This is a genomic window from Bradyrhizobium sp. 33ap4 (assembly GCF_032654765.1).
GTDB classification, from domain to species: Bacteria; Pseudomonadota; Alphaproteobacteria; order Rhizobiales; family Xanthobacteraceae; genus Bradyrhizobium; species Bradyrhizobium australafricanum.
In genome coordinates this window covers 1-14851 of sequence record NZ_JAUMTJ010000061.1, presented here as the reverse complement: position 1 = coordinate 14851, position 14851 = coordinate 1, and the positions used below count along the sequence as shown (strand labels likewise).

Sequence of the window (14851 nt, the reverse complement as noted above, 5' to 3'; positions counted from 1 at the left end):
CGTCACCCCCGCGCAAAGGCTCGCCTTGTCGCTGGAGGAGCGCGCATCTTGCGCGCGTCTCGAAGGGTCGACGGCCACCGACCGGGCCGTTCATCCTTCGAGGCTCGCTTCGCTCGCACCTCAGGATGACGGGACACCAAGTTCTCGTCATTGCGAGCGAAGCGAAGCAATCCTCCATCACCGAGCATGCGGAACTATGGATTGCTTCGTCGCTTCGCTCCTCGCAATGACGGCGGAAGCTAAATCACCACTTCCCTGAGCACCCTGCGGCAATCCATCTCGTATTCGAGATCGACCACCGGCGGGCGGCAGAAGTGCCAGGTCAGGCCGGAGCGGGTGGCGCCGCGGCGGACCAGCTCGTCGACGAGCACCGGATGGATGTCGTGCACGGTGTAGGCCTGCACCGCCGTCGTCTCCTGCCAGCCGAAGCTGAACTCGGCGAGACGGCGTTCCATCTCGCCGGCGGTGAAGCGGACCTTCTCCCGCCACGCGCCGGGACTGAGATCGCGATAGCAGACGATGCGGTCGGGATAGCTCGCGGTGCCGCCGCGCGCCTCCGCACCGCCGGCGATCACGAAGGATGGCGACGTCGTCGTGCTCGGCCGCGTGAACGAGAACGCATGGAACGACGGCTCGGCCGGCGGATCGATCTCGGGACAGACGTTGCTGCGCGCCACCGGATTTATGGTGCCGTCGAACAGGCCCCATTCGGCGAGCGTCTTGACGTAGTGCTGGTTGAAGGCGCGGAAGCCGTCCTCGGTGAAGGCGGCCGGCGAACGCAATTCGCAGGCGCAGAACGCGGTCTGCGGCCGGCCGGCGTCGCGGATGTAGGCCGCGATCCGCGCAAAACCTTCCGCGAGCGGCAGCAGGCGATCGAAGCGCACCCGTTCGATCTCATAGCCCGCGTTCGCCTGCGCGCCGCTTGAATATTGGAACACGGCCGGAATGAACCGGTAATTGCCCGCCGCAAACTCGCTCGCCATGCCTGTTTCCTCCGGATTTCCTTGAGGCGAGTATTTTCTGCCCGCCGTCGGCAAAGGCTATCACGAGACAAAGAAAAGGCGGCAGTGGCTTTCGCCAGTGCCGCCTTCCCTGCGAGCATGAGCTTGGAGGGCTCAGGTCGGTTTCAGCGCGCCGCCGCGACGGTCGAGCTCGTAGTCGGCGATCTGCTTGGCGCGATCGGAATGCGCAGCGGCCTGGTGGTCGGTCGCGATCACCGTGTAGACCATTGGCAGCACGAACAGCGTGAACAGCGTGCCGATCGTCATACCGGCGACGACCACAAGCCCGATCGAGAAGCGGCTGGCAGCGCCGGCGCCCGAGGCCGTGAGCAGCGGCAGCAGGCCGGTGACCATGGCCGCCGTCGTCATCAGGATCGGACGCAGGCGGATCCGGGCGGCCATCTCGATCGCCGCGCGGCGGTCCAGTCCCTCGTTGAGCTGCAACTCGTTGGCGAACTCCACCATCAGGATGCCGTGCTTGGTGATCAATCCGACCAACGTCAGCAGGCCCACCTGGGTGTAGATGTTCATGGTGGCGACGCCGAAGAACAGCGGGATCAGGGCGCCGACGATCGCCATCGGCACCGAGATCATGATCACGAACGGATCGCGCAGGCTCTCGAACTGCGCCGCCAGCACCAGGAAGATGATGATGATGGCGAACGCGAAGGTGACCAGCAGCTGGTTGCCTTCGTGGACGTATTGCCGGGAGTCGGCCAGGAAGTCATAGCTGAAGCCGGACGGCAGCTTCTTGGCTTCACCCTGCAGGAACTCCACCGCCTGGCCCATCGAGACGCCGGGCATCGGCACCGCCTGGAAGGTCGACGAGTTGAGCTGGTTGTAGTGGGTCAGCGCGTTCGGATCGACGCCGGTCTCGACCGAAACCACGGTGGACAGCCGCACCAGCTGCCCGGTCGCGGTCGGGACGTAGTAATCGTTGAATGCCTCAGGCGCGAGCCGGCTGGCGCGCGGCACCTGCGGAATCACCTGGTAGGAGCGTCCTTCCAGATTGAAGCGGTTGACATAGTTGCCGCCCAGCAGCGTCGCCAGGGCGCCGCCGATCGACTGCATGGTGATGCCGAGGTCGCTCGCCTTCGAGCGGTCGACCTTCACCCGGACCACCGGCTGGTTGAAGTCAAGGTCGCTGTCGGTGACGATGAACAGGCCGCTCTTACGCGCCGCATCCTTCAGCTTGCTCATCTGGTCGAACACCTGCTGGAATCCGGCCGTCGAAGAGATCACCATCTGTACCGGCAGACCGCCGGGGCCGCCGGGCAGCGGCGGCAGGCTGAACGCGAACGCGCTGATGCCCTCGATCTTGGACAGCTCGGCTTGAACCAGCGGCTGCAGCGCCTGCGCGCTGCGCTTGCGCTCATCCCACGGCTTGAGCAGCATGCCCGCGAAGCCGCCCTGCGGACCGGTGATGCCGTTCAGTATGAACCGCAGGTCGGTCTCGGGAAACTTCTGGAACTCCTTGTCCATCTTGTCGCCGTAGAAATCGATGTAGTCGATGTTGGCGTATTTCGGCGCCTTGGTCACCGCGAACACGATGCCCTGGTCCTCCTGCGGCGCCAGCTCCTTCTGGATGTGCATATAGAGGAAGCCGACCAGACCGAGGATGGTCACAGCGAACAGCGCCGTGATCGGGCGGTAGTCGAGCGAACGGTCGAGCTGACGGCCATAGGCCCGCGTCAACGCGCCGAACACGCGATTGACCACCTTGGCGAAACGCCCCTCCTCCGCGCTCTTGAGGAACACAGAGCACATCATCGGCGACAGCGTCAGCGCGATCACGCCCGACACGATCACCGAGCCCGCCAGCGTGAAGGCGAATTCGCGGAACAGCGTGCCGGTCACGCCGCCGAGGAAGCCGATCGGCGCGTACACCGCCGCCAGCGTGATCGTCATGGAGACGACGGGACCGACGATCTCGCGGGCCCCCTTTAGCGATGCCTGCACCGGTGGCAGGCCCTCCTCGAGATGTCGATGGATGTTCTCCACGACAACGATCGCGTCGTCGACCACGAGGCCGATCGCCAGCACCATCGCCAGCAGCGTCAGCAGGTTGAAGCTGAAGCCGGCGGCCAGCATCAGGATGCAGACGCCGATCAGCGACAGCGGGATGGTGACGACGGGAATGATCACCGACCGCAGCGAGGCCAGGAACAGGAAGATAACGACGACGACGATCAGGACCGCTTCGGTGAGCGTCTTCTCGACCTCATCGATCGACGATTGAATGAACTTGGTGGAATCGTAGGCCACCTTCATCTTCATCGACGGCGGCAGGTTGCGCTCGAGGTCGGGGAACAGCGCGCGCACGCCCTTCACCAGGGTCAGCGGGTTGCCCTGCGGCGTCGCCTTGATGCCGATGAAGATCGCATGCTCGCCGTTGAAGGCGACGCTGGCGTCCGTGCTCTGCGCCGCGAGCTCCACCGTCGCGATGTCCTCGATGCGCACGAAGCCGCCGTCCTTCGCCTTCACGATCATCCGCTTGAACTGGTCGATGTTCTGAAGGTCGGTATTGGCCGAGACGTTGGAGACGATGAAGAAGCCCTTGGTCTGGCCGGCGGCCGCCTGGAAGTTGTTGGCGGCGATCGCGGCGGCGACGTCGTTGGGCGATACGCCGCGTCCGGCCATGCGGGTCGGATCGAGCCAGACGCGCATCGCGAAGGTCTGGCCGCCGAGGATGTCGGCCGAGGCGACGCCATCGACCGTCGAGAGCACCGGCTGCACGACGCGGGTCAGATAGTCGGAGATCGACGATCCGGTCAGCTCCTCGCTGGAGAAGCCGAGATACATCACGGCGATGGTGTCACCGGTCGCCTTGGTCACGACGGGATCGAAGGCTTCCTTCGGGATCAGGTATTTGACCGAGTTGACCTTGGCGAGCACCTCGGTGAGCGCCTGGTTCGGATCGTGATTGAGCTTGACGTAGACCTGAATCGTCGAGGTGCCAAGCACCGAGTTCGACGTCATGTAATCGACGCCTTCGGCCGACGCGACGGCCTGCTCGATCGGCGTGGTGATGAAGCCGTTGATCAGCTCGGGCGACGCACCGGGATATGACGTGGTGATCGTCACGACGGTGTTCGAAAGATTCGGATATTGCCGGATCGGCAAAACCATCGCCGCGCGCAGGCCGATCAGCAGGATCAGCAGACTGACGACGACCGACAGCACCGGGCGCTTGATGAAAATATCAGTGAAGGCCATCGCCAACTCGATTCGTGTTCTGCCGGCTTGCGGCAAGATGTGGCGGAGGGCCGATGGCCCTCCGAGTTCGATGAATGAAGATCAGTAGCGCGGCGGTTCGGCCGGAACCGGCGGCGGCGGATCGGTCGAGATCGCAACCGGCATGCCCGACTGCAGCTTGATCTGGCCGACTGCGACGACCTTGTCCCCCGCCTTCAGACCCTTGAGGATCTCGACACGGCCCTCGACGCGGTTGCCGGTCTTCACGAAGGTGCGGTCCGCGGTCAGGGTGGTCTTGCCGTCGTCGCCCTTCTTCTCGGTGATCAGGAACACCGAGTCGCCGTACAGCGTGTAGTCGACCGCGGTTTCGGGAATGGTCACGACCGGCGGCTTCCCGGGCAGCACGATCGTGGTGGTCGCGAACATGCCGGGCTTGAGGATGCTGTCCGGATTCTGGATCGTGGCCTGCACCCGGATGTTGCGGGTGTCGGTCGCGATCTGCGGCTCGATGGTCGTGATCTTGCCCTCGAAGGTGCGGCCCGGATAGGCGTCGACCGAGACCCGTACGGCCTGGCCGACCTTGATCTGAGAGCTCTGCTTCTCGGTGACGGTCAGGTTGGCGTACAGCACCGACAGATCGGTCAGCGACACGATCTGCGTGCCGGCCGTCAGATACTGGCCGACTTCGACCTGGCGCACGCCGAGATCGCCTTCGAACGGTGCGCGCACCAGCTTCTGCGAGATCAGCGCTTCGGTCTTGGCAATGCCCGCCTTGGCCTGGTCGTAAGCCGCCTGCGCCGTATCGACGGTCGACTGCGGACCGAACTGGCGCGACGCGAGTTGCTTGGCGCGGTCGAGCTGCAGCTCGCCCACGGTCGCCTGCGCCTTGTAGTTGGCGAGGTCGCCCTGCTCCGGTGCGTCGAACAACTGCACCAGCGGCGTACCGGCCTTTACGTGGCTGCCGGCGGTGAACTGGATCTCGGTGATGCGGCCCGGCACGTCGGTCGTGACGTTGACCTGGTGCACGGCGACGAGATCGCCGACAGCGGTCAGCAGGTTCGGAATCACCTCAGTCTTCGCCTCGACGGCCGACACGTTCGCCGGCGGCGGCTTATTGTTGGCAAAGAACTGCGCGATCATGTGGCTGCGGAAGGCGTTGAAGCCGACCAGCGCACCGACGAGCAGGGCCAGCAACAGGCCTACGATGATGAACCAGCGCACCATGCGGACGGGACGCTTGGCTTGCTTCTCCTTGATCGGTTGCCCCGAGATGTGGCTTTCGGTCTGAATATTCATGTCATGCACTTTCTGCAGTTACCGACGGTCCTGCGATCGGCGACGGCTGGCGGCCCAAATGAGTTGAAATTGCGGCTTCGGTAAGTCCGATGCCGCGAAGGATGAATTGGCAAAGCTGCCGCTCGGCCGCAGCGGCATCGCCGTAGGGGAGACATGGTGTCGCAGGCAGCTGGGTCAGCGCACCCATCAGCACGGTATGGTGCGCAAACCAGAACAGGTTGAGCGGCTCGTCGCCGATCTTCGTGGCCTCGCCGGCGGCGATCGCCCGCTCGAGCGAGGCGGCGAAGGTCGGGCCGATCAGCTTGCCGACCTTGTCGTAGAGCAGGCGCGCAAACTCGCCGTCGTCGAGATGGCTCGTCACCATCAGCCGCATCCGCTGCGTCTCTTCCTGGTCCGGCGCATCACGCAACTGCATGAAGTGATCGACCATGCCTTGCACCAGCTCGACCAGGGTCGCGGTCGAGGGCTCCTGGCCGAGCAGATGCGCGAGATCGGGATCCGCCTCGCACTCCTCGGCAAGGATCTCGGCATAGAGCGCCGCCTTGGACGGGAAGTGCTTGAACAGCAGCCCTTCCGAAATGGCAGCCGCGGCCGCCACGCTCTTTGTCGTGGTGCCGGCAAAGCCGCTGCGGGCGAAACACCGCTTGGCGGCGCTCAGGATCAACTGACGCCGCAAGTCACTCGTCATGCGTAAGGTAGACATTTGGGTCGTGAGTAATCACTCACTTTACCAAAAGTCAAGGTTCTATTGCACCGCGAAAGCCACTTTAAATAGGAGTGTGGCCGATCGACCCTCTGATGCGGTTCACGAGGTAGGTGCCGTCGCGGCTGGACAGCACGCGCTCCAGATTGGCCCCGTCGATCTTCGCGCTGGCGAACCGCGGCCCCGCCGTAACGTCTTGCAAAGACGAGGCAAAAGCCTCGACCTCAGCCATCGTGCTGATCGCCCGGCTATCCCCGATTCCGCAGGCTTTGGCAACACCCACGAGGTCGGCGGTTCCGCCGGTATGGCTGGCCTGGCCGCCGGTCTCGCCGTACGCCTCATTGTCCAGCACGATGATCGAGAGATTTTTCGGCTGCTGCAGGCCGACGGTGGCGAGGCTTCCCATCCCCATCAGCATCTCGCCGTCGCCGGTGATCACGACGACCGGCAGCGTCGGCTGGGCCAGCGCGAGGCCGAGCCCGATCATCACGGCGCCGCCCATGCCACCCCAGAGATAAAAGTTGCGGTCGTGGTCGCCGGCAGCGGCGATGTCATAGGTCGAGGCGCCGAGGCCGCCGACGGCGAACGCGCCCTTGCGATCTTTCAGCAGTTCGGAAACGACGGCACGGCGGTCGAGGAGATTGGCTTTGCTCATTTGGTGAAGACCTTTGCCCCGATCAGGCGCTGCGACAGCAGGACGGCGGTGGGCGTGCAGGCGTTAAAGGCCTGCGCTGCGCCGGCCTCGACGACTTCGCGGACTTCTTCAGGGTGCGAGGCGCGCAGCACCTTGATCCCGGACAGTTCGAGTATCCCTTGCGTGTTCGAGCCCATCGGCACCTGCCAGGGATTGAACTCGCCCCATTCGCCGCGCATCGTCACCAGCGTCAGGAACGGCAGGCGGAAGATCTGCACCAGCGACAGCATGTTGATGCAATTGCCGACCCCGCTCGACTGCATCAGCAGCACGCCGCGCTGGCCGCCGGCCCAGGCGCCCGCGAGCAGCGCCACGCCCTCTTCCTCGGTGGTCAGCGCGATGCCGCGCATCGAGGACGACCCCAGCACCCGCTCGATCAGCTCTGAATGGCCGGCGTCGGGCACGTAGGGCACCTGACGCACCTCGAAGCGCTGCAATATCGAGAAGATCTCCTCGGGCCAGGAGGCCGCAGTGTCGGCACGGGCATGCATTGGCGTTTCCGGTCTTGTTGTTTGGTCGCGACTGTAGAGGGGCGCGCGCGCTTCATCAAAGCGCAAAACCGCATATGGCTCTGCGATTTGCTCGCACCACGCGACGCCCCGGCGCGCTGTTCCCGGCCCCAGCAAATTGTGTTGCGCGGCCGCCGCCCGCGGCTTACGATAGTTGCAAATGAAACTAATTGGGTTGGATGCGCCATGAACGGACACGCGCGCGAGCTGGCTGACGGCTTCGACCTCGAGAAGCTGACGCCGGAGTTCTATGCCGACCCCTACCCGACCTATCGCGCGTTGCGCGAGAGCGCGCCGGTCAAGCGGCTGCCGAACGGCTGCTATTTTCTCACCCGCTACGACGACCTCATCGCCGCCTACAAGAACACCAAGGCATTCTCCTCCGACAAGAAGAAGGAGTTCTTGCCGAAATACGGCAACTCGCTGCTCTACGAGCATCACACGACCAGCCTCGTCTTCAACGATCCGCCGGCGCATACCCGCGTGCGGCGGCTGATCATGGGCGCATTGTCGCCGCGGGCGATCGCCGGCATGGAGCCTGACCTGATCGCGCTGGTCGACAGCCTGCTCGACCGGATCGAGACCCGCGACCGCTTCGAGCTGATCGGCGACTTCGCCTCGGCCATTCCGGTCGAGGTGATCGGCAATCTGCTCGACGTGCCGCACGACGAACGCGAGCCGCTGCGTGACTGGTCGCTGGCGATCCTGGGCGCGCTGGAGCCGGTGATCGGCAAGGAGGCGTTCGATCGCGGCAACAATGCGGTGAAGGATTTCCTCGCCTATCTCGAAACGCTGGTTGAACGCCGCCGCAAGAAGCCGGGCAACCCCGAACGCGACGTGCTGACAAGGCTGATCCAGGGTGAGGACAATGGCGAGCGGCTGACCGCGAAGGAATTGCTGCACAACTGCATCTTCCTGCTCAACGCCGGCCACGAAACCACGACCAATCTGATCGGCAACGGGCTGGTGACGCTCAGCCAAAATCCGGATCAGAAGCAACGGCTGATCGCGCAACCCGAGCTGATCAAGACCGCGGTCGAGGAGATGCTGCGCTACGAAAGCTCGAACCAGCTCGGCAACCGCATGATCGTGGAAGAGACCGAGCTCGGCGGCATCAAGCTGCCGGCGGGCACGCTGGTCACGCTCTGCATCGGCGCGGCCAACCGCGACCCCGCGCAATTCCCCAACCCCGAAGCTTTCGACGTCGCGCGCACGCCGAACCGCCACCTCGCCTTCGGCACCGGCGCGCATCAATGCGCCGGCATGGCGCTGGCGCGCCTCGAAGGCGCCATCGCGATCTCGCGGTTCCTCAAACGCTTCCCGAACTACGCGCTCGACGGCGAGCCGGTGCGCGGCGGGCGGGTGCGCTTCCGCGGCTTCCTCAGCGTGCCCTGCAGCATCAGCGCATAAATTGTCCCCTGCGAATTCGGCCGGCGACACACTTCCCTGTGGAGGAACTGATGCCCAAATCAACTGCAGGCACGATTTGATGTAATCTCTCGTGCGCTGCAGCGGGAGTGACGCATGATGAATGCATCGGTCACTGATTTCCTCGCAACCGAGGCGCAGTTCGGCACTTACAATTACGAGCCGATCGGGGTCGTGCTGTCCCGCGGCGAAGGCGTCTGGGTCTGGGATACCGATGGCAACCGCTACCTCGACTGTCTCTCCGCCTATTCGGCGGTGAGCCAGGGCCACTGCCATCCTAAGATCCTCGCAGCCATGATCGAGCAGGCGCAGCGGCTGACGCTGACCTCGCGCGCCTTCCACAACGACCAGCTTGCTCCCTTCTACCGCGAGCTCGCAGAGCTGACCGGCTCGCACAAGGTGCTGCCGATGAACAGCGGCGCTGAAGCGGTGGAGAGCGCGATCAAGTCGGTGCGCAAATGGGCCTATGAGGTCAAGGGCGTGCCGGACGGGCAGGCCGAGATCATCGTCTGCGCCAATAATTTCCACGGACGCACGCTCGGCATCGTCGGCTTCTCGACCGATCCCGGCTCGCGCGACCATTTCGGCCCATTCGCGCCGGGCTTCAAGATCATCCCGTTCGGCGATGCCGCCGCGCTCGAGCAGGCGATCACGCCGAACACCGCGGCCTTCCTGGTCGAGCCGATCCAGGGCGAAGCCGGCGTCGTGATTCCTCCGCCAGGCTATTTCGCCCGCGTGCGCGAGCTGTGCACCACGCATAATGTGATGCTTGTGCTCGACGAGATTCAGACCGGGCTCGGCCGTACCGGCAAGCTGCTCGCCGAGCAGCACGAAGGGATCGAGGCCGACGTGACGCTGCTCGGCAAGGCGCTGTCGGGCGGCTTCTATCCGGTGTCGGCGGTGCTTTCCAACAACGCCGTGCTCGGCACGCTGCGGCCCGGCCAGCACGGCTCGACCTTCGGCGGCAATCCGCTGGCCTGCGCGGTGGCGCGGGCGGCGCTGCGCGTGCTGATCGACGAGGGAATGATCGAGAACGCCGCGCAACAGGGCGCCCGCTTTCTCGCCGGATTGCAGGACATCCGCGCCAACGTGATCCGCGAGGTGCGCGGGCGCGGGCTGATGTTGGCGATCGAGCTGCATCCCGAAGCCGGCGGCGCCCGTCGCTATTGCCTGGCGCTGCAGGCGCGCGGCATCCTCGCCAAGGACACCCATGAGCACACCATCCGGATCGCTCCGCCGCTGGTGATCACGGCCGATCAGGTCGACTGGGCGACGGAGCGGATCGCGGCGACCCTCACGCAGGACGTTTCCTGACGGTTCCCCTCGCCGGAAGACCGTAACGCCGGCCGTAGCCACAACGAACGAATCCGATGTCGGTGCGTTAAAGTACTGCGGGCGACTGTTGAACGGAGAGCTAAGCTCATGCTTTCCCGCAGCGCTTTGTTTGTTGTCTTTTCGATTGGCAGCTCGATGCTCGTGCCGCACGGCGGCGCGTCCGCCCAGCCACACGGAAAGGGCCCACCGGCGGCAAGGCCGGCTGCACCGGCCGCAATGGCGCGTCCCGCCGCGCCGATGGTACACGCCGCCCCTCCCGCAATGGCCAGGCCGCCCGCAATGGCGAGACCGCCTGCAATGGCGAGACCGCCTGCAATGGCTCGGCCACCCGCAATGGCACGGCCGGCAGCACCCGCGTTCCACGCCCCGCAGCGACCGGCGATGGCGCCGCGCCCGGCCCCGCATTTCGCCGCCCCGTCGGTGCGCCAGGCCCCCCATATCGCCGCGCCGCGTGTCGCAACGCCACGCCCCGAATTCCGTCGAGGAGCACCGCAGCGCCAGGCTCCGCATATCGCGGCGCCATCACGCCCGAGTCCACCTTCGCGCTTGAGCGAGCGGCCGTCGCCGACGGAGCGCGTTCAACAGCGCGCGCAGCAGCATCAGCAGATGATCCAGCAACGCCAGCAGGCGGCGCAGCAGCGGCAGCGTGACGCGCTCTCGCGCCAGACCACCGAGCGGCAGACCCGGATCGATCGCCTGCAGCAACGCGTGCAGCAATTGCAGTCGCAAAAGGTCCAAGGTGCACGCGCGCAACGCGTCCATGACCGTGCCCTGCAGGCGCAGAGCCGTCTGTTGCAGCGCGAGCAGCGTGCGCAGCAGGCCGACGTTGCCCGCCAGCAGAGATTGGCGCCGGCAGCAACGGTTGGAGCCGCGGTCGCGACCACAGCCGCGACGCAGGCGGCGCAGCGCGAGCGGTTTGCCGCGCACTTCCGCGAGCAGGCAGGCGCGCAAGGCCAGGCAGGGCTTGCGGCGCGCCAAGGCGGCTGGGCGCCCCGACATGCCTGGCGACGCGGCAGCCACGCGGCCTTCGTGGCGTGGCTTGGGCCGGTGTTCTGGCCCTACGCCTATTCGGACATCTTTGACTACACGTTCTGGTCCTATGCCTACGAGCCCGGCTATTGGGCCTACGCCTATGACGACTTCGTCGACACCGTGTTCTGGGACACCAACAGTCCCTACTCCGCCTATGCCAGCATCTATCCTGGCGACTATCCGGCGACGGCGGGCCGCGATCGGTCCCGTCAGCGCACCGACACGAGCCCGCAGGCAGTCAAGCAGCTCTGCGGCGAACCGGACAAGGGCGTCACGGCCTGGCCGCTTGCCGACATCGCGCGGGCGGTACGGCCGGACCAGCAGCAGCGCGCCCTGCTCGACGAGTTGAAGACATCAGCGGCAAAGGCCGCCGATATCTTCAAGGACTCCTGTTCGGACAGCTATGCCATGACGCCCACCGGCCGCTTGCGGTCGATGCAAAACCGCATCAGCGCGACGCTCGAGGCGATCAAGATCGTGCGGCCTGCGCTGGAGAATTTCTACAGCTCGCTCAGCGACGAGCAACAGGCCCGCTTCAATGCGCTCGGTCCACATGTCGGCGAGCGTTCGCCGCAGCAGGAGGCGACCGCGCAAGCCGGCAATTGCGGCGATTCGAAATCCGACCTGGCGCACCTGCCGATCAACCGGATCGCGGCCTCGCTTCATCCAGCCGGCAAGCAGAAGGAGGCGCTCGACCGCCTGAGCGACGCGACCACAAGAGCCATAGCGGACCTGCAGGCGGCCTGCCCGAACGACGTGCCGCTGACGCCGGTCGGCCGGCTGGAGGCGATGCAGCACCGGCTCGAAGCCATGCAGAAGGCCGCGAAGCTGATCGAGCCCGCACTGGACGAGTTCTATGCGATGCTGAGCAGCGAGCAGAAAGCCCGCTTCAACACGCTGCAGCGGGTCGCGAGCCCCTGAGACGGCCGGGCGGCGATCCGGATCGCCGGGCGCGCCACAGATTGCCAGCCCCCCATCTTGCCTTTGCGGCCGGCGCGCAGCAATGTCTGGTACCGGCATCCTGATGCAATGCCGAATGACGGGGCGGGAATGAAGCGCGGCTGGATGAGCACTGGCGAGCTACGCGAGCGCTGGGGCGATTCCTTGTTGACGGTGCTCACTGTCCTGCTCCTGGTCATGATTTTCGTGGTGGCGCCGTTGCAGGCGTTGGGCCTGTTCGAATTCCAGATTTTTGAGCTCCTGCTCGCGCTGGTCCTGGTCGGCGGCGTCTTCCTGATGTCAGGCAGCACGCTGGCGGTCGTCACGATGCTGGTCGCGCTCGTCATGATCGTCACGGGCGGGATCCTGAGACTACGCTCACCTTCAATTTTCGATCTCAACCTGTTCGCCGCATCCTGGCTGCTCGTCGGCCTCACCATGGCCGTGACGGTGGCGCGCGCGACGTTCGCGCCAGGCCGCGTCACCTATCACCGTGTGATCGGCGCGGTCCTGCTCTATCTCACGGTCGCCGTGATCTTCGCGGCGCTCTACACCTTTGTCGGCACGCTGAGGCCCGATGCATTTCCCGGCATGAAGGTGGAAGACAGCCCGACATTGGCGAGCCGCGTCCTCTATTTCAGCTTCGCCACGCTCACGACGACAGGTTATGGCGACGTCGCTCCGTTGCATCCGATCGCGCGGAGCCTGTGCAATCTCGAGGCGATCTTCGGCCAGCTCTATCCGGCAACGCTGCTGGCGCGGCTCGTCACGCTGGAGATCGAGCACCGCAACGAAGAGTCGTAATGAGCACGAGGCGCGCATGCGGCGCCGTGCCCACCTGACGGCGTACTAGACCACCGTCCGGTGCCGCTCGATGCAGGTTCGCAGCACCTCGTCCAGCGGACGGCCCCACCAGTCATTCGAGAAGATCTCGATCTCCGAATAGCCGTCAAAGCCCTGCGCCTCGACGGCGGCGCGCACCGATCTGATGTCGATGACGCCGTCACCCATCATGCCGCGGTCGTTGAGGATGTCCTTGGTCGGCACCAGCCAGTCGCAGACATGGAACGCGAGCAGGCGATCCTGGCCGGCGCGCGCGATCTGGCGCATCAGCTCCGGATCCCACCAGATGTGATAGACGTCGAGCGCGACGCCGATCGCGCCGGTTCTGCCGGGATCGAGTGCGTCGCAGATATCGAGCGCATGCCTTGTGGTGTTCACGCAGGCGCGGTCGGCGGCATAGGCCGGATGCAGCGGCTCGATCGCGAGCGGCAGCTTTGCTTGTTTCGCATAGTCCAGCATCTCGGCGATGCCGTCATGCACCTGCGATCGTGCCAACGCAATATCCTTCGACCCCGCGCTGCCCGGCCGCGAATATTGCGGCAGGCCGCCGACCACCAGCACGATGCAGGAGGCGCCGAGCGCGGCCGCCTCGTCGACCGCACGGCGATTGTCGTCGCGCGCTTCGCTGCGATGCACGCCATCTGCCGTGAACATGCCGCCGCGGCAATAGCCCGACAGATCGAGCCCGGCATCCTTGACCGCACGGACGGCGCGATCGAGGCCGACGGCCGCAACCTGGTCGCGCCAGGGATCGATGGCGCGGATGCCATGGCGCGCGCAGGCCTCGACGATGGCGAGAAGATCGCCCTGCTTGCGGACGGTCGCCGTATTCAGCGACAGCCAGCGGTGGTCGTTGGAAAAGTCGCGCATCAGGCGTCGATGCCGCGCGTGGCCAGGATCGTCGCCATCCGGCGCGTCGCGAGCTCCGGATTGGCGAGCAGACCAGCCTTGTCGGCGAGCCGGAACAGCTCGGCAAGATGCAAGGTCGAGCGCGCGCTCTCCTGCCCGCCGACCATGGTGAAGTGATCCTGGTGCCCGTTGAGATAAGCCATGAACACGATGCCGGTCTTGTAGAAGCGCGTCGGCGCCCTGAAGATGTGGCGCGACAGCGGCACCGTCGGTCCCAGCACGTCGTGGAAGCCGGCCTCGTCGCCGGCGGCGAGCCGCGACAGCGCGTAGGACGCCGCCGGTGCGATCGCATCGAAAATGCCGAGCAACGCGTGGGAAAATCCCTTGTCGTCGCCGGCGATCAGTTCGGCATAGTTGAAGTCGTCGCCGGTGTACATCTTGACCCGCGGATCGAGCCGGCGCCGCATGTCGATCTCACGCTGCTTGTCGAGCAGCGAGACTTTGACGCCATCGACCTTGGCCGCATTGGCGTTGATGATCGCAACCGCCGTATCCATCGCCTTGTCGAGATCGGCCGTGCCCCAGTAACCTGATAGCGCCGGATCGAACATGTCGCCGAGCCAATGGATGATCGCGGGCTCACGAACCTGCGACAGCACGCGGTCGTAGACCCTGGCGTAGTCGTCAGCGCTCTTGCCGAGCTTTGCCAATGCGCGCGAGGCCATCAGGATGATGCGGCCGCCGGCTTTCTCCACCGCCGCGATCTGCTCCTCATAGGCGTGGATCACATTGTCGATCGACCTGGCGTGCTCAACCGCGAGATGGTCGGTGCCGGCGCCGGAAAACACCAGCGCGTTGCCCCTGGCCTTCGCCGCCTTCACCGAGCGCTGGATCAGTTCGAGCGAGGTCGCCCAGTCCAGCCCCATGCCGCGCTGCGCGGTGTCCATGGCTTCGAAGTCGGATCGTAGCCATGTCGTTCTGTGAGCCAAGGAGTTGAGTGTTATAGTTGTCTTCCTAAGACCGCTTG

At 65.3% G+C, this 14851-nt stretch carries 13 protein-coding genes; 4 read left to right on the top strand and 9 right to left on the bottom strand.

Translation table 11 applies throughout. The annotated features are described in order from the left end of the window. Nucleotides 1-239: 239 nt before the first annotated feature. The 6 genes from Q2M23_RS34660 to Q2M23_RS34635 form a co-directional block, all read right to left on the bottom strand. Entirely contained in the window at nt 240-983 is a 744-nt protein-coding gene (locus Q2M23_RS34660) for a hypothetical protein (RefSeq protein WP_316398444.1), read from the bottom strand. Between the two features lie 132 nt (nt 984-1115). After that, nucleotides 1116-4217 carry a multidrug efflux RND transporter permease subunit gene (locus tag Q2M23_RS34655; protein ID WP_057017603.1) on the bottom strand — a complete coding sequence of 1034 codons (3102 nt, stop codon included), beginning with the start codon at nt 4215-4217 and terminating at the stop codon, nt 1116-1118. 81 nt (nt 4218-4298) lie between these two features. Next, nucleotides 4299-5492, bottom strand: a complete 1194-nt coding sequence (locus Q2M23_RS34650; RefSeq protein ID WP_076827115.1) for an efflux RND transporter periplasmic adaptor subunit — start codon at nt 5490-5492, stop codon at nt 4299-4301. Nucleotide 5493: 1 nt separating this feature from the next. After that, entirely contained in the window at nt 5494-6195 is a 702-nt protein-coding gene (locus Q2M23_RS34645; RefSeq protein ID WP_076827113.1) for a TetR/AcrR family transcriptional regulator, read from the bottom strand. Between the two features lie 64 nt (nt 6196-6259). Continuing rightward, on the bottom strand, nt 6260-6850 hold the full coding sequence (locus Q2M23_RS34640) for a thiamine pyrophosphate-dependent enzyme (protein ID WP_028338816.1): 591 nt from the start codon (nt 6848-6850) through the stop codon (nt 6260-6262). Continuing rightward, complete coding sequence (locus Q2M23_RS34635; protein WP_057017601.1) at nt 6847-7380, bottom strand: thiamine pyrophosphate-binding protein; 534 nt, start codon at nt 7378-7380, stop codon at nt 6847-6849. Before Q2M23_RS34635 ends, Q2M23_RS34640 begins: the two co-directional genes overlap by 4 nt. Nucleotides 7381-7584: 204 nt before the next feature. Here Q2M23_RS34635 and Q2M23_RS34630 point away from each other — a divergent pair, with 204 nt between their 5' ends. Both Q2M23_RS34630 and rocD read left to right on the top strand, forming a co-directional pair. Then, the gene (locus Q2M23_RS34630; protein ID WP_229190412.1) at nt 7585-8808 is read left to right on the top strand and encodes a cytochrome P450; all 1224 of its coding nucleotides are present in this window, start codon (nt 7585-7587) and stop codon (nt 8806-8808) included. Nucleotides 8809-8925: 117 nt separating this feature from the next. Next, nucleotides 8926-10140 (top strand): ornithine--oxo-acid transaminase, encoded by a 1215-nt coding sequence (gene rocD / locus Q2M23_RS34625; protein ID WP_253641063.1) that lies wholly within the window; start codon nt 8926-8928, stop codon nt 10138-10140. 543 nt (nt 10141-10683) lie between these two features. Here rocD and Q2M23_RS34620 read toward each other — a convergent pair. After that, nucleotides 10684-11139 (bottom strand): hypothetical protein, encoded by a 456-nt coding sequence (locus tag Q2M23_RS34620; RefSeq protein WP_233475670.1) that lies wholly within the window; start codon nt 11137-11139, stop codon nt 10684-10686. A gap of 51 nt (nt 11140-11190) precedes the next feature. Between Q2M23_RS34620 and Q2M23_RS34615 the strand changes: the two genes are divergently transcribed. Both Q2M23_RS34615 and Q2M23_RS34610 read left to right on the top strand, forming a co-directional pair. Further along, on the top strand, nt 11191-12114 hold the full coding sequence (locus tag Q2M23_RS34615) for a Spy/CpxP family protein refolding chaperone (RefSeq protein ID WP_316398443.1): 924 nt from the start codon (nt 11191-11193) through the stop codon (nt 12112-12114). 144 nt (nt 12115-12258) lie between these two features. Then, on the top strand, nt 12259-12936 hold the full coding sequence (locus tag Q2M23_RS34610; protein WP_225160765.1) for a potassium channel family protein: 678 nt from the start codon (nt 12259-12261) through the stop codon (nt 12934-12936). Between the two features lie 45 nt (nt 12937-12981). Here Q2M23_RS34610 and Q2M23_RS34605 read toward each other — a convergent pair whose 3' ends face one another. Both Q2M23_RS34605 and Q2M23_RS34600 read right to left on the bottom strand, forming a co-directional pair. Then, on the bottom strand, nt 12982-13845 hold the full coding sequence (locus Q2M23_RS34605; RefSeq protein WP_316398442.1) for a sugar phosphate isomerase/epimerase family protein: 864 nt from the start codon (nt 13843-13845) through the stop codon (nt 12982-12984). Beyond that, nucleotides 13845-14851: dihydrodipicolinate synthase family protein (locus Q2M23_RS34600; RefSeq protein WP_316398441.1), on the bottom strand; the 1007-nt coding region annotated here is incomplete at its 5' end. The genes Q2M23_RS34600 and Q2M23_RS34605, both read right to left, overlap by 1 nt.

Bases quoted from the DNA above. Each gene is read 5' to 3' on its own strand.
- Q2M23_RS34660 (WP_316398444.1), bottom strand. From the start codon at position 983: ATGGCGAGCGAGTTTGCGGCGGGCAATTACCGGTTCATTCCGGCCGTG.
- Q2M23_RS34655 (WP_057017603.1), bottom strand. From the start codon at position 4,217: ATGGCCTTCACTGATATTTTCATCAAGCGCCCGGTGCTGTCGGTCGTC.
- Q2M23_RS34650 (WP_076827115.1), bottom strand. From the start codon at position 5,492: ATGAATATTCAGACCGAAAGCCACATCTCGGGGCAACCGATCAAGGAG.
- Q2M23_RS34645 (WP_076827113.1), bottom strand. From the start codon at position 6,195: ATGTCTACCTTACGCATGACGAGTGACTTGCGGCGTCAGTTGATCCTG.
- Q2M23_RS34640 (WP_028338816.1), bottom strand. From the start codon at position 6,850: ATGAGCAAAGCCAATCTCCTCGACCGCCGTGCCGTCGTTTCCGAACTG.
- Q2M23_RS34635 (WP_057017601.1), bottom strand. From the start codon at position 7,380: ATGCATGCCCGTGCCGACACTGCGGCCTCCTGGCCCGAGGAGATCTTC.
- Q2M23_RS34630 (WP_229190412.1), top strand. From the start codon at position 7,585: ATGAACGGACACGCGCGCGAGCTGGCTGACGGCTTCGACCTCGAGAAG.
- rocD (WP_253641063.1), top strand. From the start codon at position 8,926: ATGAATGCATCGGTCACTGATTTCCTCGCAACCGAGGCGCAGTTCGGC.
- Q2M23_RS34610 (WP_225160765.1), top strand. From the start codon at position 12,259: ATGAGCACTGGCGAGCTACGCGAGCGCTGGGGCGATTCCTTGTTGACG.
- Q2M23_RS34605 (WP_316398442.1), bottom strand. From the start codon at position 13,845: ATGCGCGACTTTTCCAACGACCACCGCTGGCTGTCGCTGAATACGGCG.